The organism is Streptosporangium sp. NPDC020145 (genome assembly GCF_040631275.1).
GTDB lineage: Bacteria > Actinomycetota > Actinomycetes > Streptosporangiales > Streptosporangiaceae > Streptosporangium.
In genome coordinates, this window is record NZ_JBEXZT010000012.1 from 138,124 (window position 1) to 163,998 (window position 25,875).

Sequence of the window (25,875 nt, forward strand, 5' to 3'; positions counted from 1 at the left end):
ATGCGCGTCCTGGCCGCCCTGGGGGGCAACGCGCTGCTGCGCAGGGGGCAGAGCCCCGACGCGCTGCCCCAGCGGGAGAACGTCCGGGTCGCCGCCGCCTCGCTGGCCCGGCTCGCGGAACGGCACGAGCTGATCATCACGCACGGGAACGGCCCCCAGGTCGGCGTGCTGGCGCTGGAGAGCGCCAACGACCCCAACCTGGCCAGGCCGTACCCCCTGGACACCATCGGCGCCGAGACCCAGGGCATGATCGGATACTGGATGCTGCAGGCCCTGCAGAACGCGCTGCCGGGGCGGCAGGTGGCCGCCACGGTCAACCAGACGCTCGTCTCGGCGGTCGACCCCGCCTTCGACGACCCGACGAAGTTCGTCGGCCAGGTCTACGAGCGGGCGGAGGCGGAGAGACTGGCCGAGGAGTACGGCTGGACCGTCAAGCCGGACGGACGGCACTGGCGCCGGGTCGTGCCCTCCCCCGTCCCGCAGCGGGTCGTGGAGACCCGGCTGCTGCGCCGCCTGGTCCGCGACGGCGTCGTGGCGATCTGCGCGGGCGGTGGCGGGATACCGGTGATCCGCAACGACCGGGGACAGCTCCAGGGGGTCGAGGCGGTCATCGACAAGGACCTGACCGCCTCCGTGCTGGCCGAGGCCCTCGAAGCCGACGTCCTGATGATCCTCACCGACGTGCCGCGGGTCGCCAGGCACTTCGGCACCCCGCGGCAGGAGGAGATCACCCATACCACTCCCCACCAGCTGCGCGCAGAACGGTTCCCTGCGGGCTCCATGGGCCCCAAGGTCGAGGCCGCCTGCCGGTTCGTCGAGACCACCGGCGACATGGCCGCGATCGGCAGGCTGGACGAGGCGGAGCTGATCCTTGAGGGCGAGGCGGGCACCATCGTCACCCCCAACGCCACCTGGCCGCTGGCCAGCACCCTTTGACCTGTCTCTTCGAGGAGGACATCACGTGGACTCCGTGGTACGGCGGCTGCTGCGCACCAAACCCACCGAGCAGATCGTCGCCGAGGGCGGTCACGGCGAGGGCGGCGAGCTGCGCCGGACCATGACCCTGTGGCAGCTCACCCTCTTCAGCGTCGGCGCCACACTCGGCACCGGCATCTTCGTCATCCTCGGCCAGGCCGTGCCGAAGGCGGGCCCCGCCGTGGTCGTCTCCTTCGCCCTGGCCGCCGTCACGGCCCTGTTCTCCGCGCTGTCCTACGCCGAGCTGGCCGGGACCATCCCGGTCTCCGGCTCCTCCTACTCCTACGCCTACGCGACGCTGGGCGAGCTGGTCGCCTGGGTGTGCGGCTGGTGCCTGATGCTGGAGTACGCCGTCTCCGTCGCGGCGGTCGCGGTCGGCTGGGGCGAGTACCTCAACCACTTCCTCCGTGACCTGTTCGGCTGGCAGCTGCCCGCCGCCGTCACCCACTCCCCCGGCGACCAGGGAGGGGTGGTCAACGTCACCGCGGTCCTGATCGTCCTGCTGGCCACCTGGCTGCTGCTGCGCGGCGCCTCGGAGAGCGCGGCCGCGAACGCGGTCTTCGTGCTGATCAAGATCGCGGTGCTGGCGTTCTTCTGCGTCGTGGCCTTCACCGCCTTCGAGAGCGGCAACCTGACCCCCTTCGCCCCGCTGGGCGTCGCCGGGATCACCGCCGCCGCCTCGCAGGTCTTCTTCTCCTACATCGGCTTCGACGCCGCCTCGACCGCCGGTGAGGAGGCGAGGAACCCCAAGCGCGACCTGCCGCTGGCGATCCTGCTGTCCCTGCTCATCGTCACGGTCGTCTACGTACTGGTCGCGCTGACCGCCGTCGGCGCCATGCCGTGGCAGCGGTTCGACCCGGACACGACCGAGGCCAGTCTCGCCCTGATCGCCGACCGCGCGACCGGCTCGACCTGGGCGGGCCTGATCATCTCCTTCGGCGCGGTCATCGCCATCGCCAGCGTCGTGCTGACCGTGCTGTACGGCCAGACCCGCATCCTGTTCGCGATGTCCCGCGACGGCCTGCTGCCGAGGATCTTCGAACGGATCGATCCACGCCGCCAGGTCCCGGTCGCGAACACGATCATCGTCGCCGCGTTCGTCTCCCTGCTGGCCGGGTTCATCCCGCTCGGCCAGCTCGCCGAGGCCACCAGCATCGGGACCCTGTTCGCCTTCGCCATCGTCAACGTCGGCGTGCTGGTGCTGCGCTACACCCGGCCGGACCTGCCGCGCAGCTTCAGGACCCCGTTCTTCCCGCTGACACCGGTCCTCGGGGTGATCTTCTGCGTGGTGGTGATGCTGGGGCTCGCCGGGGTCACCTGGCTCGCCTTCGCGATCTGGATGACCGTCGGCCTGCTCGCCTACTTCCTGTACGGCTACCGCCACTCACGCCTCAGCAGGAGCGTCCGATGAAGATCGAGCACATCCTCGCCGGATTCGTCCCCGGTGGCCGGGGCCAGGACGGGCTGGCGCTGGCCGTACTGCTGGCCCGGCGGGCCGGGGCCCGGCTGACCGTCGCCCACGTCCACGTGCCCACCTGGCCGACCCCGGGACCGGGGAAGATCGACGCCGAGTGGCGCGCCTACGTGGCCGCGCAGGCGCAGACCGTCCTGGAGCAGGCCCGCGAGCTGCTGGCCGGCGTGCGGGACGTGCCGGTCGACTTCGTCTCCCACGGCCACCGGGGCAGCGGCAGGGGGCTGGTCCAGCTCGCCGGGCGGCTGGAGGCCGACGCGGTGGTCATCGGCCCCGCCCCCGGCGGCGGTAAGGGCCGCATCCGGGTCGGCAGCACCGCCGACCAGCTCCTGCACACCTCCCCCGTGCCCGTCGCCCTCGCGCCCCGCGGGTACGCCGAGAGCCATCCGCCGGCCCTGCGGAGGCTGACCGTGGCCTACCGCCGCGACCCCGCCTCCGACGAGGCCGTACGGCAGGCCTTCGAGCTGGCCGGGCGGATGGACGTCCCGCTGCGCCTGGTCACCCTCGTGCTGGGCGGGGGACGGCGGGGCGGGGTCGAGGCCGAGATGCTCGCCAGGATCAGGGAGAAGGTCACCGCCGACCTCGACGAGATCGTCCGGGGGCACGACGACGTCCGGGTCGACGTGGAGGTGCTTGAGGGCAGGGACGTGGCCGCCGCGCTGGCGGGCACCGACTGCGAGGGGGCGATGTTGATCTGCGCCTCCAGCGAGACCGGGCCCCTGCGGCGGGTCTTCCCCGGCGACGTCTCGCTGAAGATCATACGTTCGGCCCCCTGTCCGGTGATGATGGTGCCCAGGAGTCCCGCCGGGAAGCGAGGGTCCGCCGGACGGCGCGGGAAACGGTGATGATTCACTATCCGCCATGGGACAAGCACGGCGTTTGAGGCGGACCACATCGGATCGGATTCGACATCTTTTTTCCAATCAGCTTGACCTTAGGCGCCCACAGCTTTACCGTCACTGTCCGTAACCACACCTCGCGGCGTTATCGGGTAAACCCCGACGCATCAGTCACCGAAGGTGCCTACCCCAGGCCAACCCGGTGGTTGGGGCATAAGTTGCGAGGGAGGACAATCAACTGAAAGCAGTACATAACCGAGCCGGGGGGCCACACGATGCCGTCTGAATACGCCAAGTCGCTGGGTGCAAGACTCCGCGCGATTCGCACTCAGCAGGGCCTGTCCCTGCACGGAGTCGAAGAGAAGTCCCGCGGTCGTTGGAAGGCCGTTGTCGTCGGCTCCTACGAGCGTGGGGACCGTGCGGTCACGGTGCAGAAGCTGGCCGAGCTGGCCGACTTCTACGGGGTTCCGGTCAATGAGCTCCTGCCCGGGGGCAGCGCGCCGAGCCCTCTTGGCCCCACGCCGAAGCTTGTGATCGACCTTGAGCGTCTTGCCCAGCTGCCCAAGGAGAAGGCGGGTGCGCTGGCTCGTTACGCCGCCACCATCCAGAGCCAGCGTGGTGACTACAACGGCAAGGTGCTGTCCATCCGTCAGGAGGACCTGCGCTCCCTGGCCGTGATCTACGACAAGTCCCCCAGTGAGCTCACCGAGGAACTCATCACCTGGGGTGTGCTCGACCCCGAGGCCCGCAGGGCCGTCGAGTCCTTCTGACGACCCGTCCGGTCGCGGGCACGCGCGGCTGGGCGTGCCCGCGAGCCGTGGTCTTCCTCTCTCGTTAGAACATGGCCCGCACGCCGCCACGGATCACCATCGCTGTGGTAGGAAAAGGCAAACATGGCATTTAACGAGATGTGGTGGACATGGCCCGGGGAGAGGATCGTCACGATCACTCTCGACCGCGCCCTGAAGGCCGTCTCGCCTCACTCAAGGCGGCCCTGGGCTCGACCAAGACCCGGGCGTTCCTGCGGCTGCTGACCTCCGTCGGGGCGACCAGGACCCAGGAGACGCTCAGGCTGCTGCCGTTCGTCGTCATGGCCCTGGTCGCGCTGATCGACTTCGGCTCCGGGCCGACCTCCGGGCTGCTGCCACTGCTCGCCCTCGGCCCCGCCTTCGCCAGCGTGGCCTGCGGCCTGGCCAGGACCACGGTCTCCGGCCTCATCGCACTGGCCCTGTGCGTGGCGCTCGGCGTCTACAACGACATCCTGTGGACGCCCCGCACCAACATCACCATGGCCGCCATCCTCGGTGTCACGGTGGCCAGCGTGCTGGCCAGCGCGGGACGCCTGCGGCACGAGCGTCAGCTCGCCGACGTCCGCTCCGTCGCGGAGGCCGCCCAGCGGGTGCTGCTGCGGCCGGTCCCGCGCCGCGCCGGGCCGGGGATCGGCGTGGCCGTCTCCTACACCTCCGCCACGGCCGAGGCCCGCATCGGCGGCGACCTGTACGAGGTGGTGACCACCCCGCACGGGGTGCGCATCATCGTGGGAGACGTCCAGGGAAAGGGCCTGGAGGCCGTCGAGACCGCCGCCGTGGTGCTCGGCGCCTTCAGGGAGGCCGCCCACGACGAGGCCAAGCTGCAGGGCGTCGTGGCCCGCCTGGAGAACGCGCTGTCGCGGGAGCTGTCGGGCGAGCAGTTCGTCACCGCCGTACTCGCCGAGATCACCGACCTGACCGATCTCGGCGAGGCGCAGGAGGGCACCTCCATCACCGTCATCAACTGCGGTCATCCGCCGCCCATGGTGCTGGCGGCCGACGGCAGCCGTTCCTTCGCCGACCCGCCCGACGAGGCCCTTCCGCTGGGCATGGCGTCGTTGAAGGGAGCCGAGGCCGTGCCGTACCAGATCGGCTTCGAACCCGGTGACCAGGTGCTCTTCTACACCGACGGGGTCATCGAGGCGCGCGACGGGACGGGCCGGTTCTATCCGCTGGCCGACAGGGCGCACCTGCTGAACGGCTCCGACCCGCAGCTGGCCCTCGACGCGCTACGCGCCGACCTGCTGCGTCACGTGGGCAAGCCGCTGAACGACGACGCCGCCATGCTCCTGCTGCGCCACCGCGCCGCCCGCCCGCTGGCCTCATCGGCGGCCTAGAGCCGCTAGCCGGCCAGAGGGACGCGGGCCGGGAGGGTGGTCTGGGCGGGCAGGCCCAGGAGGGTCTCCACCGTGACGACGAACCGCTCGGCCTCGGAGATCAGCTCCTCGGCGTCCCTCGCCGAGACCATGCGGGTCATGCCCGCCTCGGCGGCGGCCCGTTTGGTCGCGCTGGTCTCGAAGTAGGGGGCCCACTCGGCCAGCCTGGGCTCGGCCTCGGGCAGCAGCTCCCAGGCGCTGCGCAGACGGCGCCTGCGGCCGTCCATGGGCCGTGGCCGCGCGGCCAGGATCGCGGCCGCGGCTCTGAGCGCCGCCAGGTGGGCGGCGACGTATCGGGTTGCGGGGGTCCGGGCGGCGCCCGCCTCCTCAAGACAGTCGCGCGCGTCGGCCAGGTGCGCCCGCACCGTGGACGAGAGCCGGGGCCCATCGGAATCGCTGAGCCGAGGGGTCATGTGCTTCAGCCTCCTTGGTCGCAAGCGGCTCCCGGCGAATCCGCCGGTCAGGTCAACACTCGCAGACCCCACCGACAAATCCTCCGGGCGGCCGGACGAGGAGCTTCCCCTCTCCCCGCCCGCCCCGGCCCGGCCGGGCCGCCGTGGCCGACGGTCCCGGAAAGGCCAACCACCCTGGACGTGGACCGCGAGCCCCACGTCATCACATCGAACATAAATTCGATCACTGGTAGTGTCAAGTAAACGCACGAACAAAAGTTCGACACCACCGGGCAGCCTGGAACCATACGAATCACCCACCCCGGAAGAACCGCCGGAGAGTCGCCGGTCGCGCGCGGACAAGCCGGGGCGGTCACGGCCAAGGGGTTTCGGACATCCCCGGCTTCCCTCCCTCACCCAGCGGACGCACGGCCGCCTCCATACCCCTTTCCCTGTCGCATTGGCTGATTTATAGGCCTGTGCCTGCTTTAAATGTTCAAGGTGGAGTTTGAGCATTGTGCGGTTTTCTGCGGCATCTCGGTGGCCGGGAGTCGTGGGCGCCGCGCGTTCCGCGTTGCCCACGAGTTCCCCATGACGAGAACACGGCCCGGTGTTCACAGGGCGGGGAAACAGCCGTCAAGACGGGCCCGCCACGGCGCCCTTTCCCGCGCCCCCGCGGCGACCCTGGGAACGACCGTGCCCCCGGCCCTTGAAGGACCGGGGGCACGAGGAACCGTGTTCACTCCGTCAGCGAACGAATCTGCCCCGGACGTGCACCGGGACTCCCGTGCCGAGCATGCCGGGCAGGACCGCGGCGACGTTCATCGGCAGCCGCACACAGCCGTGGGAGGCCGGGGCCAACGGCACCGAGAGTGCGCCGTGCAGGGCGATACCGCCGTTGAAGAAGATCGGGTTGTAGAGCTGACCAAGGTATGACCTGTGCCAGCCGTTCCTGCGCCAGGTCGTCTTGTAGTCGCCCGTCGGCGTGCGGGCGCTGCCGCAGAACTTCTGGGTCTTGCCCTCCCAGGTGGCCGTCTCGCAGTACGGAATCCCGCTGCCCGAGGAGATGTGGCTGATCAGCTTCACCCTGCCGTCCACGTACAGGGTCATCACCTGCTGGGTGAGGTTGACCTCGACCCTGGTCGGCTTGCCGTTGGGCACCAGCACCTTCGGCGACCTGGGGTTCTGTAGAGCGTTCCAGGTCTTCCTGGTCACGGTGCTGGTCGGCGCGATGCCGTTGATCTTCTGGAAGGCCCACAGCGCGGTCAGCGTCGTGCCGCCGTAACGCCCGTCGGCCGTGCCCGGCAGATAGCCCAGCTCCCGCAGCCTGGTCTGCAGCGCCTTGACCGCGGTCCCCTTCGCCCCGAGCCTCAGCGTCTGGCCGGGGGCGACGAACCCCGGCGCCGCCTGGGCCGTGACCGCGGTCGCCGCGGAGGTGACGACCTGAGCGTTCGCGACACCGGGAGAGGCCAGCAGCATCGCCCCCGCCGTCACCAGGGCGGCCACTCCGAGCCGTCCTCCAACCCCCATCACCATCATCCCCTCCTGTCAGTCAAGCCCGAACAACGGACCATAGCGCACCAACCATCCACTCTCCGGCAACGGTTATGAAGAGGTAATCGATGGTCAACCCGTTTAGAGTGACCGGGTGCCGGAAAAGTTGCATCCCAACATCGAGAAGGTCGCCGCGGCTCTGAGAGAGCACGGCGTCACCGGAGAGATCGTCGTCTTCGACGAGGCGACGCCGACGGCGGCGACCGCCGCGGCGCAGCTCGGCTGCGAGGTCGGCGCCATCGCCAACAGCCTGATCTTCGACGCCGACGACCGGCCGCTCCTGGTGCTGACCAGCGGTGCCCACCGGGTGGACACCGGTCTGGTCGCCGAGAAGGTCGGCGCGGCGCGGGTACGGCGGGCGACCCCCGACTTCGTCCGCGCGGCGACCGGTCAGGTCATCGGCGGCGTCGCCCCGCTGGGACATCCCGCCCCGATCAGGACCCTGGTCGACGTCTGGCTCGACAGGCACGAGGTGGTCTGGGCCGCGGCCGGCCACCCGCACACGGTCTTCCCGACCTCCTTCGCCGAACTCCTCCGCGTCACCGGCGGGACCCCGGTCGAGGTCGAGCGCTGAACGCCAGGCGGACACCCGCCAAACCCTGACGAACCTCTCAGATCCTCATGGTGGTCGTCCTGCTAGGGTGCGTTGCGTGATCGAACTGCGACGGGTCGGCCCCGAGGAGTTCGCCGTGAGCCTCGACGCGGTCCTCGACGTCTACACCGCGGCGATGCTCCCGCCCGCCGACCAGCTCACCGGGCGAAGGGCGATCATGAGAGGCCACGCCTCCTACTCCCGGTTCACCTGCCTGTTCGCCGAACGCGCCGACGGCAGGACGGTCGGCTTCGCCTACGGCTTCCACGGCGAACCCGGCCAGTGGTGGCACGGCGTCGTCCGTCAGGCGATCACCGAGCACGACGGCCAGGCCAGGACCCGCGAGTGGCTCGACGACGCCTTCGAACTCGCCGAGGTCCACGTCCACCCCGACTACCAGGGCAAGGGCGTGGGCCGGGCGATGGTCACCGGCCTGTGCGCGGGGCGCCTGGAGCGCACCGCCGTACTGTCGACCCGTGACCAGGAGACGGCGGCACGTCATCTCTACCGGAGCCTGGGCTTCGGTGACCTGCTGACCGGGTTCGTCTTCCCGGGGGGCCAGGAGCGCTACGCGATCCTGGGCACCCCGCTCCCGCTGGCCCAGTACGTCTAGACCGCCAGCCGGTCGTCCGCCCCGGTCGTGACGTCGAGGGCCTGGAAGACCTCGCGGGTCGCGCTCGACCGGTTGAAGGTGATGAAGTGGATGCCGGGCGCGCCCTCGTCGAGCAGGGTCTGGCACAGCTCGGCGGCGTGCTCGATGCCCAGGTCGCGCACCGCGGCCGGGTCGTGGGCGACGGCCTCGAACCTGGCGGCGACCTCGGGCGGGAACGGCGCGCCGGAGAGCTGCTCGGAACGGGCGATCGTGCTCATCTGGGTGACGGGCATGATGCCGGGGATGATCGGGGTCTCGCATCCACGGGCGGTCACCCGGTCGCGCAGCCTGAGATAGTCCTCCGCGCGGAAGAACATCTGCGTGATCGCGTAGTCGGCGCCCGCCCGGCACTTGCGCACGAAGTGCTCGGTGTCGGCCTCGACGGAGGTGGACCTGGGGTGCTTGTAGGGGAAGGCGGCCACGCCGACGCAGAAGTCGCCGGACTGGCGGATGAGCCTGACCAGCTCCTCGGCGTACTGCACGCCCTCGGGGTGGCGGATCCACTCTCCCGTCACGTCGCCGGGCGGGTCGCCCCGCACGGCGAGGATGTTGCGCACGCCCGCCCCGGCGAACCTGCCGATCAGGTGGCGCAGCTCACGCAGGGAGTGGTTGACGGCGGTGAAGTGGGCGACCGGGGTCAGCGTCGTCTCGTGGGCGAGCCGCTCGACGATCTCCACCGTCCGGTCGCGGGTGCCGCCGCCCGCGCCGTAGGTGACCGAGACGAACGTCGGCCGCAGGGCCTCAAGCTCCCGGATGGCCCGCCAGAGCTGACGCTCCCCCTCGTCCGTCTTCGGTGGGAAGAACTCGAACGAGAACGAACGGCCACCGGCGGCGAGGAGCTCGCGGACGGTGGGCACACGTTCGGGGAAGACTGACGAGCGACCCAGAGCCATGCCCCTAGGGTACTGGCCGCCCGACGGAGCGCCACAACCGTGATCGGTTCAACACCCTTCCTCCTGCCGGGCCCCGGCGGGGACACCGCGGGCATAACCTCGCACCTCCGGGCCGATAATCTCGGGGTATGACCCCTTCCGCGGCTGCTCTCGACACCATCCGTTCCGAAGTGGATCGATCCCTCAGGGAGTTCGTCGACCGGCAGCGCCCCCTGGTCGGCGCGCCCGAACTGGTCCCGCTGCTCACCGCGGCCGAGGAGTTCCTCGCGGGCGGCAAGCGGCTGCGGCCCGCCTTCTGCTACTGGGGCTGGCACGGCGCGGGCGGTGAGGACGATCCGGCGCTGTTCACCGCCGCGGCCTCCCTTGAGCTGCTCCAGGCCAGCGCCCTCGTGCACGACGACGTCATGGACGCCAGCGATCTGCGCAGGGGCATGCCGTCGGCGCACCGCAGGTTCCAGGCGATGCACGAGAAGGCGGGCTGGCGCGGTTCCGCCGGGCAGTTCGGCGAGGGCGCCGCCATCCTGCTCGGCAACCTGCTGCTCATCTGGTCCGGGGAGATGTGGCGCAACAGCGGGCTGCCCGTGGAGTCGCTGGCCGCTGCCCAGCGGATCCACGACCACATGCGCACCGAGCTGATGTGCGGGCAGTACCTCGACCTGCTGGAGCAGGCGCACGAGGAGAACACCTTCGACAGCGCGCTGCGGGTCGCCCTCTTCAAGAGCGGCAAGTACTCCGTCGAGCAGCCGCTCAGGCTCGGCCTGGTGCTGGCCGCGCGGGGCGTCGAGCCGTGGATCGACCGGCTCTGCGAGGAGTACGGCCGCAGCGTCGGCATCGCCTTCCAGCTCCGCGACGACGTCCTCGGCGTGTTCGGCGACCCCGCGGAGACGGGCAAGCCCGCCGGGGACGACCTGCGGGAGGGCAAGCGGACGATGCTCGTCGCCCGTGCCCTGGCCGTGGCCACCCCGCTCCAGGCCAGGACGGTCGAGGAGACGCTCGGCGACCCCGACCTGGACGCCGCCGGGGTCGCCAGGCTGCGTCAGATCATCGAGGAGACCGGGGCCCTGGCGGCGTGCGAGAGCATGATCAAGGAATATCTCGACCACGCCCTCGTCTCGCTCGACGGCGCCCCGATCACCCCGCGGTCCCGTACGGCCCTGGCCGATCTGGCCGTGGCCGCGACGTCACGTCGCACCTGAGGCCGGGCCCGGCGTCCACCGGGCCCGGACCGGTCGGATGCGGATCAGGTGAGCCCGGCGGTCAGGCGCCGCCTGAACTCCCCGGCGGCGGCCTTCGGGTCGTCCGCCTCGGTGATGGCCCGCACGACCACGACCCGGCGCACGCCGTACGACATGACCTCGTCGAGGTTGGACAGGTCGACACCGCCGATGCCGAACCAGGGGCGTTCCGTCTCCAGCGCCGCGGCGTGCCTGAGCAGCGCGGGGCCGGGGGCGTGCCTTCCCGGTTTGGTCGGCGTCGGCCAGATGGGACCACAGCAGAAGTAGTCGACTCCCGCTTCGACGGCCGCGGCTGAGGCCTCCTGCGGGGCGTGAGTGGAACGCCCGATGAGGATGTCGTCGCCGAGGATGTCGCGGGCGGCCCGCACCGGCAGGTCGTCCTGTCCGAGGTGGAGCACGTCGGGACGGGCGGCGTGAGCGATGTCGGCCCTGTCGTTGACCGCGAGCAGCTTGCCGTGGCGGTCACAGGCCTCGCGGAAGACCTCAAGGAGGGCGAGTTCCTCCCTGGCCTCAAGGCCCTTCTCACGTAGCTGGACGATGTCGACCCCGCCCGCGAGGGCGGCGTCGAGGAAGTCGGCCAGGTCTCCGCGCTCACGGCGCCCGTCGGTGCAGAGGTAGAGGCGGGCGTCAGAAAGCGAGCGCCTGGGCACGTCTCTTGACCTCGGTGTGGCGGCCCGCGACTATCGCGTCCACCGGGGACCCCGGGAGGGTCTCGTCTGGGGTGAAGAGCCACCGGAGCGACTCGACGTCGTCGTATCCGGCGTCGAGCAGCACGGTGAGCGTGCCTGGCAGCCCCTTCACCACGTCGTCCTTGCCGAGGAAGGCGGCGGGAACCTGTGGCTCGCCCCCGCCCCTTCGCACTCCGATGAGCTTGCGGTCCTTGAGAAGTTGCTTCGCGCGACCGGCGCTGAGGTTGAGTCTCCTGGCGACCTCGGTCAAGGTGAGCCACTCGCCCACCAGTTGGTCTGTTTCCCGGTCGATCTGCGCAACAGAAAGCGTCACGAATCCACCACTACCACATCGTGCCTTCCGCCAAACACCCGGTGGGCAGGTTAAGCGACCGTGCAGTCGCGCAGCGCCACCGCCGGATCGGCCAGGCGAACGGCGTCGAGCCGCTGGCCGCCCTCGATGAGACGGCGCCCCTGCAGGAGGTCGCGGGGGCGGTTCACCGCCAGGACCGCGGCCAGCCTGCCGTCGCCGCGGACCCAGCAGGCCCCCCACCTGGAGCCGTCCTCCGGGTCGCCGCGCAGGACGAGGCGCTCGCCGTCGTTGCCGTCGTCGTGGTGCCCGGCGTACTGCACCATGTGGCCGAACTGCTCCGACCAGAAGTAGGGCACCGGGTCGTAGACCGCGTCGCCGCCCATGAGCGCGGCCACCGCGACCTCCGGGGCGCCCAGCGCGGTGTCCCAGTGCTCCACCCGCAGGCGACGGTCGTAACGGCGCGACCACCAGGCGGCGCAGTCGCCGACGGCGACCACCCCGGGCAGCGAGGTGCGCAGGTGCTCGTCGGTGACGACGCCGTTGTCCAGCTCGACACCGGAGCCCGCCAGCCACTCGACGGCGGGCCGTACGCCGACGCCGGTGACGACCACGTCCGCCCTGACCCGTGAACCGTCGGCCAGGGTGAGCCCGTCGTGGTCGACGGAGGCGACCTGGACGCCCAGGCGCAGCTCGACGCCCGCCTGTTCGTACCAGCGGGCGGTGTGCCCGCCGACGGCCCCCAGGGCCTGGGAGAGCGGCAGGTCGGCCGCCTCGACGACGGTCACCTCGCAGCCCGCCCTGTGGGCGGCGGTGGCGACCTCGGCGCCGATCCAGCCCGCCCCGATGACGGCGACGCGCACGCCCGCGACGAGCCGCTCGCGCAGGGCGAGCGCGTCGTCGATGGTGCGAAGCACGTGCTGCTCGCCGTCGCCGCGCAACCGGACGGGACGGGCGCCGGTGGCGATGACCAGTCCGTCGTAGGCCACCTCGCCCTCGGTGGTCTCGACCACGCCCGGCCGCAGTCCCTTCGCGGCCACCCCCGGGCGGAAGTCGACCTCAAGCGCGTCGAGATCGGAGTCGACGACCGTGGAGTCCGTCTCCCCCAGCAGGACGGACTTCGACAGCGGGGGACGGTCGTAGGGGCGGTGTGCCTCCTCGCCCATCAATGTGATCGTGCCGGCGAACCCTCGGGCTCGTAACGCCTCGACACTGCGCACGCCGGCCAGGCCGGCGCCAACCACCACGACATGATTCACAACTCACGAGCCTAAGCGCCCTGCCCGATCCTCTGCCATTAGCTGTTTGATAACGAAAACGGTATTTAGCTCGCATCCAACGCAGTGAGGGCGTCACCACAGCCCTTAAGGTGGAAGCGAGCAGACGCGCGGGAGCCCGGAGCGCACCGGGCTGAGAGGAGGGCTACGGGGCGACGCGGACCATCGAAGGCCATTTGACGTGCTGATACACCGTGCCGGCGCACGGGGCGCGCGTCCGGCGGCGATGATCCCGGCGTGACCGTCAGCGGCCCTCGACCGCCAGGAACCTGATCCGGGTCATGCCGGCGAAGGGAGCGGAGGGTACGAATGTCACACCACTTCGACGTGCTCGTCATCGGCGGAGGCGTCGCCGGGCTCTCCGTGGCCTGGCGTGCGGCCAGGAGGGGGTCACGGGTGGCCGTGGCCGACCCCGACCCCGGCTCGGGGGCCTCGCACGCGGCGGCGGGCATGCTGGCGCCGGTCAGCGAGGTGACCTACACCGAGGAGCCCCTGCTGCGCCTCGGGCTGGCCTCCCTGGCCAGATGGCCCGCCTTCGCCGCCGACCTGACCGAGGACGGCGGCCTCGACCTGGACTACCGGGCCTTGGGGACGCTCGACGTCGCCTTCGGCTCCGACGATCTGGCCGCGCTCGACGAGCTGGCCGCCTTCGTCGACAAGCTCGGCCTGCCCGCGGAACGGCTCACGGGCCGCGAGTGCCGCCGCCTGGAGCCTATGCTCGCCCCGTCGGTGCGCGGTGGCCTGCTGGCCGGCGGCGACTCCTGGGTCGACCCGCGAAGGGTCGTCAAGGCGCTGCTGACGGCGCTGCAGCGGCGCGGCGGCGCGCTGGTCCGCTCCCGCGTCGCCGGGCTCACGACCGACGCCGCGGAGCGGGTCACCGGCGTACGGCTCGCCTCCGGCGAGACCATCGGCGCGGACCTGGTGGTCCTGGCCGCCGGCGCCTGGTCGGGCGGCCTTGAGGGGCTGCCGCCCGACGCGGTGCCGCCGGTGCGGCCGGTCAAGGGACAGATCATGCGGCTGCGTTCGGCCGCCCCGATCCTGGGGCGGTGCGTGCGCGGCGTGGTGCACGGCTCCCCCGTCTACCTGGTGCCGCGCGGCGACGGGGAGGTGGTCGTCGGGGCGACCCAGGAGGAGATGGGCTTCGACACCCGGGTGACCGCGGGAGGCCTGTGGGAGCTGCTGCGCGACGCGCGGGAGCTCGTTCCCGGCGTCACCGAGCTCCAGGTCCACGACGTGGTCGCGGGCCTGCGTCCGGGCACCCCGGACAACCTGCCGCTGGTCGGGCCGTCGGCCGCCGCCGGTCTGTCGCTGGCCACCGGCCACCACAGAGGCGGCGTCCTGCTCGCCCCGCTCACCGCCGACCTTCTCTTCCCACCGTCCTCGTCCGAGGCGCACTCCCCCGGCGCGCCACCCGGCGAGGAGGACGAACTGCGGGCGATCTGCTCTCCACTGCGTTTCCAGGAGCACCGATGAACGTGACGATCAACGGAACCGCCCACGAGCTGCCCAGGGGGGCGACCGTGGCGCTGGCCGTACAGCGGCTGACCGAGGCCAGGAGCGGCGTGGCCGTCGCGGTGAACGACGAGGTGGTCTCACGCGGCGCGTGGGACTCCACGACGCTCGCCGAAGCCGACCGGGTCGAGGTGCTCACCGCGGTGCAGGGAGGCTGAGGGACATGCTTGAGGACACACTGACGAACCCGGACGACGACCTGGTCATCGGCGGGGAGAAGTTCTCCTCGCGGCTCATCATGGGCACCGGGGGCGCCCCCTCGCTCGACGTCCTCGAACAGGCGCTGGCCGCCTCGGGCACCGAGCTGACCACGGTCGCGATGCGGCGCCTGGACCCGTCCGCGCGGGGCTCGGTGCTCGACGTGCTGCGCAGGCGCGGCATCAAGGTCCTGCCGAACACCGCGGGCTGCTTCACCGCGGGGGAGGCGGTGCTGACCGCGCGGCTGGCCAGGGAGGCCCTGGAGACGAACTGGGTGAAGCTGGAGGTCATCTCCGACGAGCGCACCCTGCTGCCCGACCCCATCGAGACCTTCGACGCCGCCGAACGGCTGGTCGCCGAGGGCTTCGTCGTGCTGCCCTACATCGGTGACGACCCCGCCCTGGCCCGCAGGCTCGAACAGGCCGGGTGCGCGGCGGTGATGCCGCTCGGCGCGCCGATCGGTTCCGGTCTGGGCGTCAGGAACCCGCACAACATCGAACTCATCGTGGAGGCGGCGGGTGTTCCGGTGATCCTCGACGCCGGGATCGGCACCGCGAGCGACGCGGCGCTGGCGATGGAGCTCGGCTGTGACGCCGTCCTGCTCGCGACCGCCGTGACCAGGGCGAGGCGTCCCGACCTGATGGCCCGCGCCATGCGCTCCGCGGTCGTCGCGGGCCGTACGGCCAGGGCCGCGGGCCGTATCCCGCGCCGCAGGTACGCCGAGGCCTCATCCCCCATGACTTCTTAGGGATCGGTCAACTTCTCCGCATCGGTTTCGAACACGCCGACCCTGTGGGCGCCAAATCGCCCGTAAACTCTGCCGGGTGGACACGACGCTTACGGACCCCCTGGTCGGGAAACTCCTCGACGGGCGTTACCGCGTCGAGTCCCGGATCGCCCGGGGCGGGATGGCGACCGTATACCTGGCTCTGGACGTCCGGCTCGACCGCACGGTCGCCGTGAAGGTGATGCACCGCACTCTCGCCGAGGACCCCGCGTTCGTGCGCAGGTTCATCGGCGAGGCCAAGTCGGTGGCGAGTTTGTCGCACCCCAACGTGGTGCACGTGTTCGACCAGGGCACGGACGGGGGCAACGTCTACCTGTCGATGGAGTACGTCCCCGGGCGCACCCTGCGCGACGTGCTCCGCGAGCGGGGCAGGCTGCCGGCCCGCGAGGCCCTGGAGGTCATGATCCCGGTCCTCGCCGCGCTGGGCGCCGCCCACCAGGCCGGGATGATCCACCGGGACGTCAAGCCGGAGAACGTGCTGCTCACCGACGACGGGCGGGTCAAGGTCGTGGACTTCGGCCTGGCCCGCGCGATCGAGGCGACGAACCAGACGCGCACCGGTGTCATGATCGGCACCATCGGCTACATGTCGCCCGAGCAGGTGACCTCCGGCTCCGCCGACGCCCGCAGCGACGTCTACTCCGCCGGGATCATGCTGTTCGAGCTGGTCACGGGGCATCAGCCGTACGAGGGTGAGACGCCGATGTCGGTGGCCTACCGGCACGTCCACGACACCGTGCCCGCGCCCTCCTCGCTGCTGCCGGACATTCCGCCGCTGCTGGACACGCTGGTGGCCCAGGCGACGGCGCGCGACCCCGCGCTGCGCCCCGTGGACGCGACCGCGCTGCTGGTCGCCGCGGTCGAGGCGCACCGGACGCTGCCCAGGGACAGCGCTCCCGTGGCCGGGCACGCGGGAGGGCAGCCGACCGGGCCCACCGGAGGGCACACGGCCGCCGCCGGGTTCCGTCAGCCCCCCGCCCCCGCGGCGGGAGGCGTCAACCACACGCTGATCCAGCCACGGGGTGACCTGCTCACCGGCCCCGCGGCCGACCCGCACCCGCGCCCGCCCGCGCCCGCGCGCAGGGGGTTCCGGCCGAACTGGTACCTCGTCGCGCTGGCCGTGGTGATGGTGATCGCGGTCGGGGTGACCGGCTGGCTGTTCTCCCAGAACACCACGATCGTCGTCCCGGTGCTCACCGGCAAGAACGTCAACGTCGCCCAGAGCGAGGCCAGGGCTCTTGGCTTCCTCGTCGAGATCGGCAAGCCGGAGAACGACGAGAAGGTGCAGAAGGGCAACGTGATCAGGACCGATCCGATCGCGGGCACCACGGTGGACAAGCAGTCCAAGATCGTCTTGTTCCCCTCGGACGGCCCCAAGCGGGTCGTGGTGCCCAACGTGATCGGCATGACCGAGGCCCAGGCGAGGTCGGACCTGGCGAGGGTGACGCTGACCGTCGACGACGTCAAGAAGCAGCCCAGCAACACCGTGCCCCGCGGGCAGGTCATGCGGACCGTCCCCGCCGTGGGCAACCGGGTCAAGGAGGGCACCAAGATCGACCTGCTGGTGAGCGCGGGCCTGGTCGCGCCTGATCTCAAGGGCATGCCCCGCGACCAGGCCGACGCCCTGCTGCGCGGCGCGGGTTTCGTGCCCGAGTTCGTCGAGCAGACCGACGCCGCCCAGCCCTGCACGGTCATCGCCCAGGACCCGCAGCCGAACGCGGAGATCGACGCGGGCGCGACCATCAGGCTCACCGTGTCGCTGTGCAACAACCCCCAGTGGCACTGGCCCTGGGAGATCAACAACTCCGTGCCGGGAGACGACGGCGGAGACGTGGCCCAGCCCCTGGCCGTCGTCCCCAACGTGATGTTCAAGGACGTCAAGGCGGCGCGCGAGGAGCTTCGCGCCGCAGGGATGAAGGTGACCGTGCGCAAGGGGCTGGGCAGGGGCAGGGTCCTGGCCCAGCGCCCGCCGGGCGGCCAGCAGGTGCCGTCCGGGACCCAGGTCACCATCTGGCACTGAAAGAGGCACTGAAAGAGGTGCTGAGGGGGCACTGAGGGGACGCTGAGAGGCCTCCGGGCGGGCGGGGTCAGAGCCGTTCGCGCGCGACGGTCTCCGCGAGCCGTTCGAGCAGGGGACCCGCCTCGGCCAGGCACACGGCCGGGTCGGGTTCGACGGCGGTGAGCGGATAGGCCGCCGTGATGCCCGCGGCGTTCAGCTCCTCCTCGCCGAGGTCGCACCGGCCGCACACCGCGACGACCGGCACCCCCGCCTTCGCCGCCGCGGAGGCGACCCCGGCGGGCGCCTTGCCGCGCAGGGTCTGCTCGTCCAGCGCGCCCTCGCCGGTGATGACGAGGCGGGCGCCGTCGAGCCGCCGGTCGAAGCCGAGCAGGTCGAGCAGATACTCGATGCCGGGCCTGAAGGCGGCACGCAGGAAGGCCAGGGCCGCGAAGCCCGTTCCACCCGCCGCGCCCGCGCCCGGCATGCCCGCCACGCCCATGGAGCGGACGACGCCGTCGTGCTCGACGGCACCGGCCAGGCCGTGGGTGTGCGTGGCGACGGCGGCGAGCCTGGCCAGGGCCCGTTCCAGCAGCTCCACCTCCTCGGGACCGGCGCCCTTCTGCGGGCCGTAGACGGCGGCGGCGCCGTACGGGCCGAGCAGGGGGTTGTCCACGTCACAGGCGACGACGAACTCGACGCCCTCCAGGGGAACGGTCCCCGAGGTGTCGATCCTGTCCAGTTCGCGCAGGGCCGCGCCGCCTTCGGGCAGTTCCGCTCCCTCCGCGTCCAGGAAGCGGACGCCGAGGGCCCGCATCATGCCCGTCCCGCCGTCGGTCGAGGCGCTGCCGCCAAGGCCGAGCACGATCCGGCGGGCTCCGCGCCGCAGGGCGTCGGCGACCAGTTCGCCGGTGCCGCGGGTGGTCGCGGTGAGGGGCGCGAAGCCGGGGCCGTCTCCCCGCCGGGGCAGTACGCGCAGTCCGGACGCCTCGGCCAGCTCGACGACCGCGGTCGGCCCTGGCTCGCCCTGGGCGGCCTCCCGCCAGGCGTAGGCGGCGCGCACCGGCTCTCCCGTGGGGCCCGCGACCTGGATCTCCACCCGGGTGAACCCGGCCGCGACGACGGCCTCGACGGTGCCGTCGCCGCCGTCCGCGACCGGCAGCGTGACCACGGTGACGCCGGGGCCGAGCCCCCTCGCCACGTGCGCGGCGACCTCGGCCGCGCTCAGCGACCCCTTGAACTTGTCCGGGGCGACGACGACGTGGCCCGGCGACTGAGACAACCCTGCTCCCCTGCGGCGAAAAACGGGCGGACGACGGCGTGCGCCGCGTTCCGCGTGCTGGACGCCCATCATCACACCACGCCGCCGGGACATGGGTGACGGGTGCGAGTCCCCGGACGGGACGCCCCTAGACTGGCTCCACCATGAGTTCCGTGTCCCTCATCGGCGGACACGTCTCCGTCGCCGGTGGCCTGGCCACGGGCGGCCTGCGGGCGGCCTCGGAGATCGGCGCCGAGGTGATCCAGGTGTTCGTCACCAATCCGCGCGGCTGGGCGCTCGCCGAGGGCGACCCCGCCGAGGACGCCCTGTTGCGCGAGTCCGGCATGCCGTGTTTCGTGCACGCGCCCTACCTCGTCAACATGGGTTCCCCCAACCAGCAGACTCTGGACCGGTCGGCGGACACCGTACGGCACTGCCTCCGGCGGGCCCGGGCGATCGGCGCCCGGGGGGTGGTCGTCCACACCGGGTCCGCGGTGACCGACCCCCGTGAGAAGGCCCTGCGCACGCTGCGTGAGCGTCTGCTCCCGCTGCTCGACGAGATCCCGGACGACGGCCCGGACCTGTTGCTCGAGCCGATGGCGGGACAGGGCGCGATGCTCTGCGCGACCGTCCAGGATCTGGAGCCCTACCTCGCGGCCCTCGACTGGCATCCGAGGGCCCGTGTCTGCCTGGACACCTGTCATGCCTTCGCGGCCGGGCACGACCTGTCCACCGCCGCCGGGGTCGCCGAGACCCTCGACGCCCTGCACGGGTTCGCCCCCGGACGGCTGGGGCTGGTCCACGCCAACGACTCCATGGACGTGTGCGGTTCCAAGAAGGACCGGCACGCGAACATCGGCACGGGCCACATCGGCGTGCGGCCCTTCGGTCACCTGCTGTGTCATCCGGTGGTGGCGGGGGTGCCGGTCTGCGTCGAGACCCCCGGTTCCGCCGCCCGCCAGGACATCGAGACGCTCAAGGGTCTCCGCCGGGCACCGGTGCCCTCGGGTCCCCGGGTGTGACGGGACGCCGCCGCCCGCAATCCGGCCGCCCCCGCGCGTGACCGGATCGCTCGGACCCGCCCCCGCGGGTCGGCGCGGGCGTCCCGTCACACCGGAGGCCGCCGGGCCCCCTTCCCCCCGGTTGGGGGCCCGGCAATGGGTGACCGCGCTTGGAGGTCACCTCGGGTTTCCGCGCACCAGGTGTTCTCGAGCCTTTCGGCTCTCTCCCCCTCTCCGGTGCCGCGGGTTTGGCTCTCCGACGTACGGAACACTAGAGGGGGTGCTCCGAGGACGACTCACCATTTTTTGACCAGCGCGATTAACGGTGCGTAGTCGTCGATGTACGGAGCGTTCCGAGACGACGAGCGGCAGCGCCCGGACGACGAGCGGTAGCCCCTCCTTGGGACGCCTCCCCCGGCCGGTCAGGCCGGTCCTACGGCCAGCACCCCGGTGCGATGGAGGTGGTCACGGGCCGCGGCGATGGCCTGCGGGGTGGTGGCGAAGACGTGTCCGGCCTCGTCGAGGTCCGCGATGACACCCAGGGCGTTCAGCGGCTGGTGGTGGCCGTCGCGGATGCCCGAGACGTAGACGGTGATGCCGCGCCGTCGCAGCCGCCCGATGGCGTCGGCCAGGACCAGGGCGCCGCTGGCGTCCACGGTGGTGACCCTGGACATGCGCAGGATGACCACCGAGACGTCGGCGACCTCCGACAGCTGCAGCAGGAAACGGTGGGCCGCGGCGAAGAACAGCGGCCCGTCCAGGCGGTAGGCGACGATGTGCTCGGCCAGCAGGGCGTGTTCCTCGTCGGTGTGGTCACCGGGCAGGTCGGGCCGCAGCGGCATGGCCTCAAGGCGGACGTCGCGGGCGACGGCCCGCAGCGCCAGTGCCCCGGCCACGATCAGGCCGAGGATGACCGCCTGAACCAGGTCGAGCGCCAGGGTGGCGACGGCGGTCAGCGCCAGCACCACGGCGTCGCCGCGGGTCGAGCGCAGCATGGCGACGACCGAGCCGACCTCGACCATCCGGATCGCGGTGGCCAGCAGCACCCCGGCCAGCGCGGCCAGCGGGATCCTGGCGACCAGCCCGGCGGCGGTGAACACGATCAGGCCCAGGATCACGGCGTGCGCCAGCGCGGCCAGCCGCGAACGGGCGCCCGAGCGGACGTTGACGGCGGTACGGGCGATCGCGCCGGTCGCCGGGACGCCGCCGAACATCGGCGCGAACACGTTGGCCAGTCCCTGCCCGAACAGCTCCCGGTCGGGGTCGTGCCGGTGGTTGACGCTCATTCCGTCGGCGACCGCGGCCGACAGCAGCGACTCAAGCCCGGCCAGCGCGGCCACCGCGACGGCCGGGGCCAGGAGCGACCCCAGGGCCGCGGGGTCGAGGAAGGACAGTGAGGGGGCGGGAAGCCCGGCGGGCAGTTCGCCGATCCGGCTCGCCTCGATCCCGGTCAGCTCGACCACGACGGTCGCGCCCGCCACGGCCAGCAGGGAGAAGGGGACGGTCGGCCGCCATCTGGCGCCCACGAGCATCGTCGCGACCACCCCGGCCGCGATCGCCGGGGCCCATCCCCCGGGGTCGGCGGCGAAGTCGAGCACGGCCCGCCAGGCCACGACCGTGACCTTCTCCCCCTCGGGCGTCGGGACGCCGAGCGCCGCCGGGATCTGCTGGAGCCCGATCACGCAGGCGATGCCGAGGGTGAAGCCCTCGACCACCGGGGCGGGCACCAGCGCCATGTACCGTCCGGCACGGGCCAGCGCCAGCGCGATCAGCAGCAGCCCGGCCATCACGCCGACGGTCAGCACTCCCGAGGCGCCGTGCTCGTGCACGATCGGCACCAGCACCACCGTCATCGCCCCGGTCGGGCCGGACACCTGCAGGCCGGATCCACCGAAGAACGCGGCGACCGTGCCCGCGATCACCGCGGTGGCCAGCCCGGCCGCCACGCCGAGTCCCGAGGAGATGCCGAACCCGAGGGCCAGCGGCAGCGCCACGATCGCCACCGTCAGCCCGGCCAGCAGGTCCCTGCCCGGGCGGCGGGCCATCGCGGCCATGTCCGCCCTGCCGGGCAGCAGCGCGCGCAGGCGGCCACCCGGCGAAACCACCGTGTTCACGACGTGCCGCTCCCCGCCCTGTCCCGCAGCAGTTCGTCGAGCAGTTCGTTCTGCCCGGTCAGCTTCTCCGTCAGGAGTTCGCGCGCCGCCCGCAGCAGGCCCGCGACGCGCCCACCGGCCAGCGCGTAGACCACGGTGCTGCCCTCGCGCTGCGCGGTGACCAGCCCGGAACGGCGCAGCACCGCCAGGTGCTGGGACAGGCCGGTCGGCTCGACCTCGATCTCGGCCAGCAGTTGCCGTACCGGCCTGGGGCCGTCCTGCAGCAGTTCCAGCACCCGGATGCGCACCGGGTGCCCCAGCAGCCGGAACAGCTCCGCCTTGGCCTCGTACAGCGGTACCGACATCACGAGTCCGCCTCCTCCTCGGCCTGGGGGCCGAGGAGGAGGCTCACTCCGTGTTCGCGGGCCAGACGCCGGACGTCCTCCCACTCGTTCTTGGCCGCCAGGCCGGCGTGCACGTCGTCGTCCTCACGGGCCTGCTGCAGGGCCTGCCAGGCCTGGCGCGCCCGTTCTCTGATCGCCGCGGCGAAAGCCGTACTCACGTCATCCCTTCGATCGCGGCGCGACCCGGGGGGACACACCTACGTAATTGCGAATTTTCGCAATTACGATACCTCGCGGCCGGACCACCCCGGCCCGCGAGGGGTCACTCCTCGCCGGAGAAGCGCTCCCAGGCCGACTGACGCGTCATGCCCAGGGCGGCACCGATCCTGGCCCAGGTGACCCCGCGCCCGCGCAGCCGTTCGATCCAGGCCCGCAGGTCGCCCTCGACCCTGGCGCTCGCCGCCGCGACGCGGGGCAGGTGGGCGAGGATCTCCTCCTCGGTCATGCCCTCGGGCCAGGGGATGCCGGGGACCTCCTCCTCCGGCTTCTCCCGCCCGCCGGCCTCGCCGGGCTTCTCCGGCTCGCCCTGCTCGGCCGTGGACGTCCGGATCTCGGCGAGGATCGCGACGCAGAGGTCGACGCACTCGTTGCAGATGTAGACGCCGGGACCGGCGATCACCTTCTCCACCTCGGTCTTCGGCTTGGCGCAGAAGGAGCAGTGGATCTCCTGCTCGGCGAAAGACGTCACGGGCATACGGCCCTCCACGCGTATGGCTGTCAGGCCAACCCTGACAAGCATCGCCGCGAGCCTATACCGTCAGGCAGCGCCTGACAAACATCAACCGAGCGTCCCCTGGGAGGCCGGACGGTCCTGGAGCTGACGGACGAGCCGCTCCCTGACCCGGCGGGTGTGGCGGCGGCTGACGGGCAGCGTCTCCGCGCCCACCCGCAGTGTCACCCGGCCTCCGTCGAAGTGCAGTTCGCTCACGTGCCGCGCGGAGACCAGCGTGCTGCGGTGCACACGTATGAAACCGGAGGAGGCCCAGCGGCGTTCGAGCGCGGCCAGCGACATGCGCACCAGGTAGTCGCCGTCGACGGTGTGCAGCCGCACGTAGTCGCCCTTCGCCTTGGCGAACCTGACCGCCTGCTGGGGGACGAACCTGGTCCTGCCACCGAGTTCGACCGGGATGACGTCGTCGATCTCCGGTCCTTCCGACGCCTGCGCGGCGCATTCGAGACGCCGTACGGCCTCCGCCAGCCGGTCGGGCCTGACGGGCTTGAGGAGGTAGTCGACCGCCTCAAGCTCGAAGGCCTGGACGGCGCAGTCCTCGTGCGCCGTGACGAACACCAGCCGGGGCGGGTTGGGGAAACCGCCGATGAGACGGGCCATGTCGAGGCCGTCGAGGCCGGGCATCCTGATGTCGAGGAAGACTCCGTCGAGCCGTTCGCCCGCCCCGATCATCTGGACCATGTCCTGCAGCGCGTTCACCCCTCCCGAGGCGGTGAAGACGTGCTCGATGCGGGGGTCCTGACGCAGGAGGTAGGCCAGTTCCTCCAGCGCGGGGACCTCGTCGTCGACAGCCAGGACTCTCAACATGGCCCCACGCTGCCCGCTACGGCCGCCTTCCCGCAAGGGAAGAGGAAACTTAGCGTAACGAGATGACTACAATTAGCTATGCCCGGCAGGAGAGCTTGGGAAGGCGCAGCCGCACCTTGGTGCCCGCGCCGGGCGCGGTCTCCACGACGAGCCCGTAGTCCTCGCCGTAGATGTGGCGCAGCCGTACGTCCACGTTGGCCAGACCTATCCCGCCCTCACCCCGTTCGTTCCGCGAGTCGTCGCCCAGCAGCAGCCTGGCCCGTTCCGGGTCCATGCCGAGTCCGTCGTCCTCAACGCTGACGTGCGCCTCTGAGCCCGCGTCCGAGGCCAGCACCCGCACCTCACCACACCCCCCGGTCTCGCCCATGCCGTGCTTGATGGCGTTCTCGACGAGCGGCTGCAGGCACAGGAACGGCACCGGGACCGAGAGCACCTCCGGGGCCACCCTGACGGTGAAACGGAGCCGTTCCCCGAACCTGGCGCGCTCCAGCAGCAGGTAGCGGTCGACGCAGTGCAGTTCGTCGGCGAGGGTGGTGAAGTCACGCTCACGGCGCAGGGCGTATCTCGTGAAGTCGGCGAAGTCCATCAGCAGCTCGCGGGCCCGCTCCGGGTCCGTGCGGACGAACGAGGCGATGGTGGTCAGCGAGTTGTAGATGAAGTGCGGGGAGATCTGCGCCCGCAGGGCCCGGGTCTCCGCCTCCATCGCACGCCGCCGTGAGGAGTCCAGCTCGGCTAGTTCGAGCTGGCACGACACCCAGCGGGCGACCTCGGTGACGGTCCTGACCAGTGAGGGGCCGACGGCCGAGTCGTAGGCGGCCAGCGCTCCGACGACCCGCCTGTCCACGGTGAGCGGGACGACGACCGCCCCTCTGATCGCGCATCCGGGGACGTCGCAGGACAGGGCGTGCCCGGTCACCACACGCGGCCTGCCCGAGGCCAGGACCGCACGGGCGTGGCCCGGGGCGTGCTCACGCTGGCAGTCCACCTCGCCGTCCCAGGCGAGCACGCCGTCCACGTCCGTCACCGCGATGGCGCCCGCGCCCAGCAGGGCGCGCAGGTGCCTGATCGTCTTGCGGGCCGAGTCGCGCGTCAGGCCCGCGCGCAGGGAGGGGGCCGCCAGCGCGGCGACGTGCAGGGTCGCGAAGGTGGCCTCGTCCGGTGAGCCGCCCGCGCGCCGGGGGAAGACGGGGGTACGGCCCGGCACAACGAATCCCAGGAGAGTCCTGACGGCGCAGAGCAGCGCCCAGACACTGGTCGACATGCGGGAAACCGTAGTCAAACCCGCCTGTCAATCAGGCAAGAACGCCGATCACGGCGGCCCTTCACCCGGTTCCTCCTGATAGGAGTAGCGCTGCTCCCGCCACGGATCGGCGACGTTGTGGTAACCGCGCTCCTCCCAGAAGCCGCGCCTGTCCTCCACGAGGTACTCGATGGCGCGCACCCACTTGACGCTCTTCCAGGCGTAGAGGTGGGGAACCAGGGCGCGGACGGGGAAGCCGCGTTCCGGGGTGATCGGCTTGTCGCCGAGTTCGAGGGCGAACAGCGTGTGGTCGCGGGCGAAGTCGCTCATCCGCACGTTGGCGCTGTAGCCGTACTCGGCCCAGATCATGACGTGCCTGACCTCGGGGGCCGGAGGGACCAGCTCCATCAGCGTGGCGGCCGAGACGCCGCGCCACTCGTTCCCCATGACCGAGAACTTGGTGACACAGTGGAAGTCCGCGACGACGGTGGTGCGGGGCAGCTCGGAGAACTCGGGCCAGGTGAAGCCGTGCGGCTCCCCGGAGGCCGTGGCCCCCATCACCTGCAGCCGCCAGGAGGCGGGCCGGAAGGTGGGCACCCTCCCGTAGTGGATCACCGGATAGCCCCGGGGAACGTACTGGCCGGGAGGCAGGCGCGCATCCTCCCCCGGAGGTTCGGGCTGCTCCACCATCACTCCCCTCGCCGTCGCGCCCCGATCACTCGGGGCAATCCTGCCATCGTGCGTCCACCGCCCTCGCGGCGGCCACCCGCTAACGCGTCGCCGGTGTCACCCGGCGTTCACGG

26 protein-coding genes and 1 pseudogene are annotated in these 25,875 nt (G+C 71.6%); 13 read left to right on the forward strand and 14 right to left on the reverse strand.

Annotated features, from left to right (window positions below; all coding sequences use genetic code 11):
- The 5 genes from arcC to ABZ463_RS22710 all read left to right on the forward strand — a co-directional run bounded on the left by arcC (window position 1) and on the right by ABZ463_RS22710 (window position 5,431).
- Window positions 1-936, forward strand: coding sequence for a carbamate kinase (arcC, locus tag ABZ463_RS22690; protein ID WP_352008940.1), 936 nt, complete (start codon window positions 1-3; stop codon window positions 934-936).
- Window positions 937-961: 25 nt separating this feature from the next.
- Window positions 962-2,386, forward strand: coding sequence for an amino acid permease (locus tag ABZ463_RS22695; protein WP_352008939.1), 1,425 nt, complete (start codon window positions 962-964; stop codon window positions 2,384-2,386).
- The gene (locus tag ABZ463_RS22700) at window positions 2,383-3,291 is read left to right on the forward strand and encodes a universal stress protein (RefSeq protein ID WP_362778631.1); all 909 of its coding nucleotides are present in this window, start codon (window positions 2,383-2,385) and stop codon (window positions 3,289-3,291) included. The genes ABZ463_RS22695 and ABZ463_RS22700 overlap by 4 nt, the downstream gene beginning before the upstream one ends.
- A 269-nt stretch (window positions 3,292-3,560) precedes the next feature.
- Complete coding sequence (locus tag ABZ463_RS22705; RefSeq protein ID WP_271219163.1) at window positions 3,561-4,055, forward strand: transcriptional regulator; 495 nt, start codon at window positions 3,561-3,563, stop codon at window positions 4,053-4,055.
- 149 nt (window positions 4,056-4,204) lie between these two features.
- Window positions 4,205-5,431: a PP2C family protein-serine/threonine phosphatase gene (locus ABZ463_RS22710; RefSeq protein ID WP_352008937.1), complete on the forward strand. Its 1,227-nt coding sequence runs from the start codon at window positions 4,205-4,207 to the stop codon at window positions 5,429-5,431.
- Window positions 5,432-5,436: 5 nt separating this feature from the next.
- On the opposite strand, the gene ABZ463_RS22715 is transcribed toward ABZ463_RS22710, so the two are convergent.
- Together ABZ463_RS22715 and ABZ463_RS22720 are read right to left on the reverse strand one after the other, a co-directional pair.
- Window positions 5,437-5,883, reverse strand: a complete 447-nt coding sequence (locus ABZ463_RS22715) for an SAV_6107 family HEPN domain-containing protein (protein WP_352008936.1) — start codon at window positions 5,881-5,883, stop codon at window positions 5,437-5,439.
- A 726-nt stretch (window positions 5,884-6,609) separates the two neighbouring features.
- Window positions 6,610-7,398, reverse strand: a complete 789-nt coding sequence (locus tag ABZ463_RS22720; RefSeq protein ID WP_362778636.1) for a L,D-transpeptidase family protein — start codon at window positions 7,396-7,398, stop codon at window positions 6,610-6,612.
- 112 nt (window positions 7,399-7,510) lie between these two features.
- Here ABZ463_RS22720 and ABZ463_RS22725 point away from each other — a divergent pair, with 112 nt between their 5' ends.
- Complete coding sequence (locus tag ABZ463_RS22725) at window positions 7,511-7,990, forward strand: YbaK/EbsC family protein (protein ID WP_352008934.1); 480 nt, start codon at window positions 7,511-7,513, stop codon at window positions 7,988-7,990.
- A 76-nt stretch (window positions 7,991-8,066) separates the two neighbouring features.
- Window positions 8,067-8,621 carry a GNAT family N-acetyltransferase gene (locus ABZ463_RS22730; RefSeq protein WP_362778639.1) on the forward strand — a complete coding sequence of 185 codons (555 nt, stop codon included), beginning with the start codon at window positions 8,067-8,069 and terminating at the stop codon, window positions 8,619-8,621.
- Here ABZ463_RS22730 and metF read toward each other — a convergent pair.
- Window positions 8,618-9,553 (reverse strand): methylenetetrahydrofolate reductase [NAD(P)H], encoded by a 936-nt coding sequence (metF, locus tag ABZ463_RS22735; RefSeq protein WP_352008932.1) that lies wholly within the window; start codon window positions 9,551-9,553, stop codon window positions 8,618-8,620. The genes ABZ463_RS22730 and metF overlap by 4 nt on opposite strands.
- Window positions 9,554-9,681: 128 nt before the next feature.
- On the opposite strand from metF, the gene ABZ463_RS22740 reads away from it, so the two are divergent.
- On the forward strand, window positions 9,682-10,749 hold the full coding sequence (locus ABZ463_RS22740) for a polyprenyl synthetase family protein (RefSeq protein WP_352008931.1): 1,068 nt from the start codon (window positions 9,682-9,684) through the stop codon (window positions 10,747-10,749).
- Window positions 10,750-10,793: 44 nt separating this feature from the next.
- On the opposite strand, the gene thiE is transcribed toward ABZ463_RS22740, so the two are convergent.
- The 3 genes from thiE to ABZ463_RS22755 are packed head-to-tail and all read right to left on the reverse strand — an operon-like array spanning window position 10,794 to window position 13,025.
- On the reverse strand, window positions 10,794-11,438 hold the full coding sequence (gene thiE, locus ABZ463_RS22745; RefSeq protein ID WP_362778643.1) for a thiamine phosphate synthase: 645 nt from the start codon (window positions 11,436-11,438) through the stop codon (window positions 10,794-10,796).
- Window positions 11,416-11,790 carry an Rv2175c family DNA-binding protein gene (locus ABZ463_RS22750; protein ID WP_352008929.1) on the reverse strand — a complete coding sequence of 125 codons (375 nt, stop codon included), beginning with the start codon at window positions 11,788-11,790 and terminating at the stop codon, window positions 11,416-11,418. The genes thiE and ABZ463_RS22750 overlap by 23 nt, the downstream gene beginning before the upstream one ends.
- A 50-nt stretch (window positions 11,791-11,840) precedes the next feature.
- On the reverse strand, window positions 11,841-13,025 hold the full coding sequence (locus ABZ463_RS22755; RefSeq protein ID WP_362778646.1) for an FAD-dependent oxidoreductase: 1,185 nt from the start codon (window positions 13,023-13,025) through the stop codon (window positions 11,841-11,843).
- Window positions 13,026-13,352: 327 nt separating this feature from the next.
- Here ABZ463_RS22755 and thiO point away from each other — a divergent pair, with 327 nt between their 5' ends.
- The 4 genes from thiO to pknB all read left to right on the forward strand — a co-directional run bounded on the left by thiO (window position 13,353) and on the right by pknB (window position 17,560).
- The gene (gene thiO, locus ABZ463_RS22760) at window positions 13,353-14,516 is read left to right on the forward strand and encodes a glycine oxidase ThiO (protein WP_362778649.1); all 1,164 of its coding nucleotides are present in this window, start codon (window positions 13,353-13,355) and stop codon (window positions 14,514-14,516) included.
- Window positions 14,513-14,713: a sulfur carrier protein ThiS gene (thiS, locus tag ABZ463_RS22765; protein WP_352008926.1), complete on the forward strand. Its 201-nt coding sequence runs from the start codon at window positions 14,513-14,515 to the stop codon at window positions 14,711-14,713. Before thiO ends, thiS begins: the two co-directional genes overlap by 4 nt.
- A 5-nt stretch (window positions 14,714-14,718) precedes the next feature.
- Window positions 14,719-15,501, forward strand: a complete 783-nt coding sequence (locus ABZ463_RS22770; protein WP_362778652.1) for a thiazole synthase — start codon at window positions 14,719-14,721, stop codon at window positions 15,499-15,501.
- 76 nt (window positions 15,502-15,577) lie between these two features.
- Window positions 15,578-17,560, forward strand: coding sequence for a Stk1 family PASTA domain-containing Ser/Thr kinase (pknB, locus tag ABZ463_RS22775; RefSeq protein WP_362778655.1), 1,983 nt, complete (start codon window positions 15,578-15,580; stop codon window positions 17,558-17,560).
- A 67-nt stretch (window positions 17,561-17,627) separates the two neighbouring features.
- Here pknB and ABZ463_RS22780 read toward each other — a convergent pair whose 3' ends face one another.
- The gene (locus tag ABZ463_RS22780; RefSeq protein ID WP_352008923.1) at window positions 17,628-18,818 is read right to left on the reverse strand and encodes a glycerate kinase; all 1,191 of its coding nucleotides are present in this window, start codon (window positions 18,816-18,818) and stop codon (window positions 17,628-17,630) included.
- Window positions 18,819-18,961: 143 nt separating this feature from the next.
- Between ABZ463_RS22780 and ABZ463_RS22785 the strand changes: the two genes are divergently transcribed.
- Window positions 18,962-19,819: a deoxyribonuclease IV gene (locus ABZ463_RS22785; RefSeq protein ID WP_362778659.1), complete on the forward strand. Its 858-nt coding sequence runs from the start codon at window positions 18,962-18,964 to the stop codon at window positions 19,817-19,819.
- 401 nt (window positions 19,820-20,220) lie between these two features.
- Here ABZ463_RS22785 and ABZ463_RS22790 read toward each other — a convergent pair whose 3' ends face one another.
- The 7 genes and pseudogenes from ABZ463_RS22790 to ABZ463_RS22820 all read right to left on the reverse strand — a co-directional run bounded on the left by ABZ463_RS22790 (window position 20,221) and on the right by ABZ463_RS22820 (window position 25,762).
- Window positions 20,221-21,852: a SulP family inorganic anion transporter gene (locus ABZ463_RS22790; protein WP_362778749.1), complete on the reverse strand. Its 1,632-nt coding sequence runs from the start codon at window positions 21,850-21,852 to the stop codon at window positions 20,221-20,223.
- 56 nt (window positions 21,853-21,908) lie between these two features.
- Window positions 21,909-22,256, reverse strand: coding sequence for a metalloregulator ArsR/SmtB family transcription factor (locus ABZ463_RS22795; protein ID WP_352008921.1), 348 nt, complete (start codon window positions 22,254-22,256; stop codon window positions 21,909-21,911).
- A complete protein-coding gene (locus ABZ463_RS22800; protein ID WP_362778662.1) occupies window positions 22,256-22,453 on the reverse strand; it encodes a hypothetical protein in 198 nt (65 codons plus the stop codon). The genes ABZ463_RS22795 and ABZ463_RS22800 overlap by 1 nt, the downstream gene beginning before the upstream one ends.
- Window positions 22,454-22,845: 392 nt before the next feature.
- Window positions 22,846-22,989, reverse strand: a pseudogene (locus ABZ463_RS22805) (ClpX C4-type zinc finger protein); the annotation flags it as partial.
- Between the two features lie 84 nt (window positions 22,990-23,073).
- Window positions 23,074-23,832: a LytTR family DNA-binding domain-containing protein gene (locus ABZ463_RS22810; protein ID WP_352008919.1), complete on the reverse strand. Its 759-nt coding sequence runs from the start codon at window positions 23,830-23,832 to the stop codon at window positions 23,074-23,076.
- Between the two features lie 76 nt (window positions 23,833-23,908).
- A complete protein-coding gene (locus tag ABZ463_RS22815; RefSeq protein ID WP_352008918.1) occupies window positions 23,909-25,093 on the reverse strand; it encodes a histidine kinase in 1,185 nt (394 codons plus the stop codon).
- Between the two features lie 48 nt (window positions 25,094-25,141).
- Window positions 25,142-25,762, reverse strand: a complete 621-nt coding sequence (locus ABZ463_RS22820; RefSeq protein ID WP_352008917.1) for a molybdopterin-dependent oxidoreductase — start codon at window positions 25,760-25,762, stop codon at window positions 25,142-25,144.
- Window positions 25,763-25,875 lie beyond the last annotated feature (113 nt).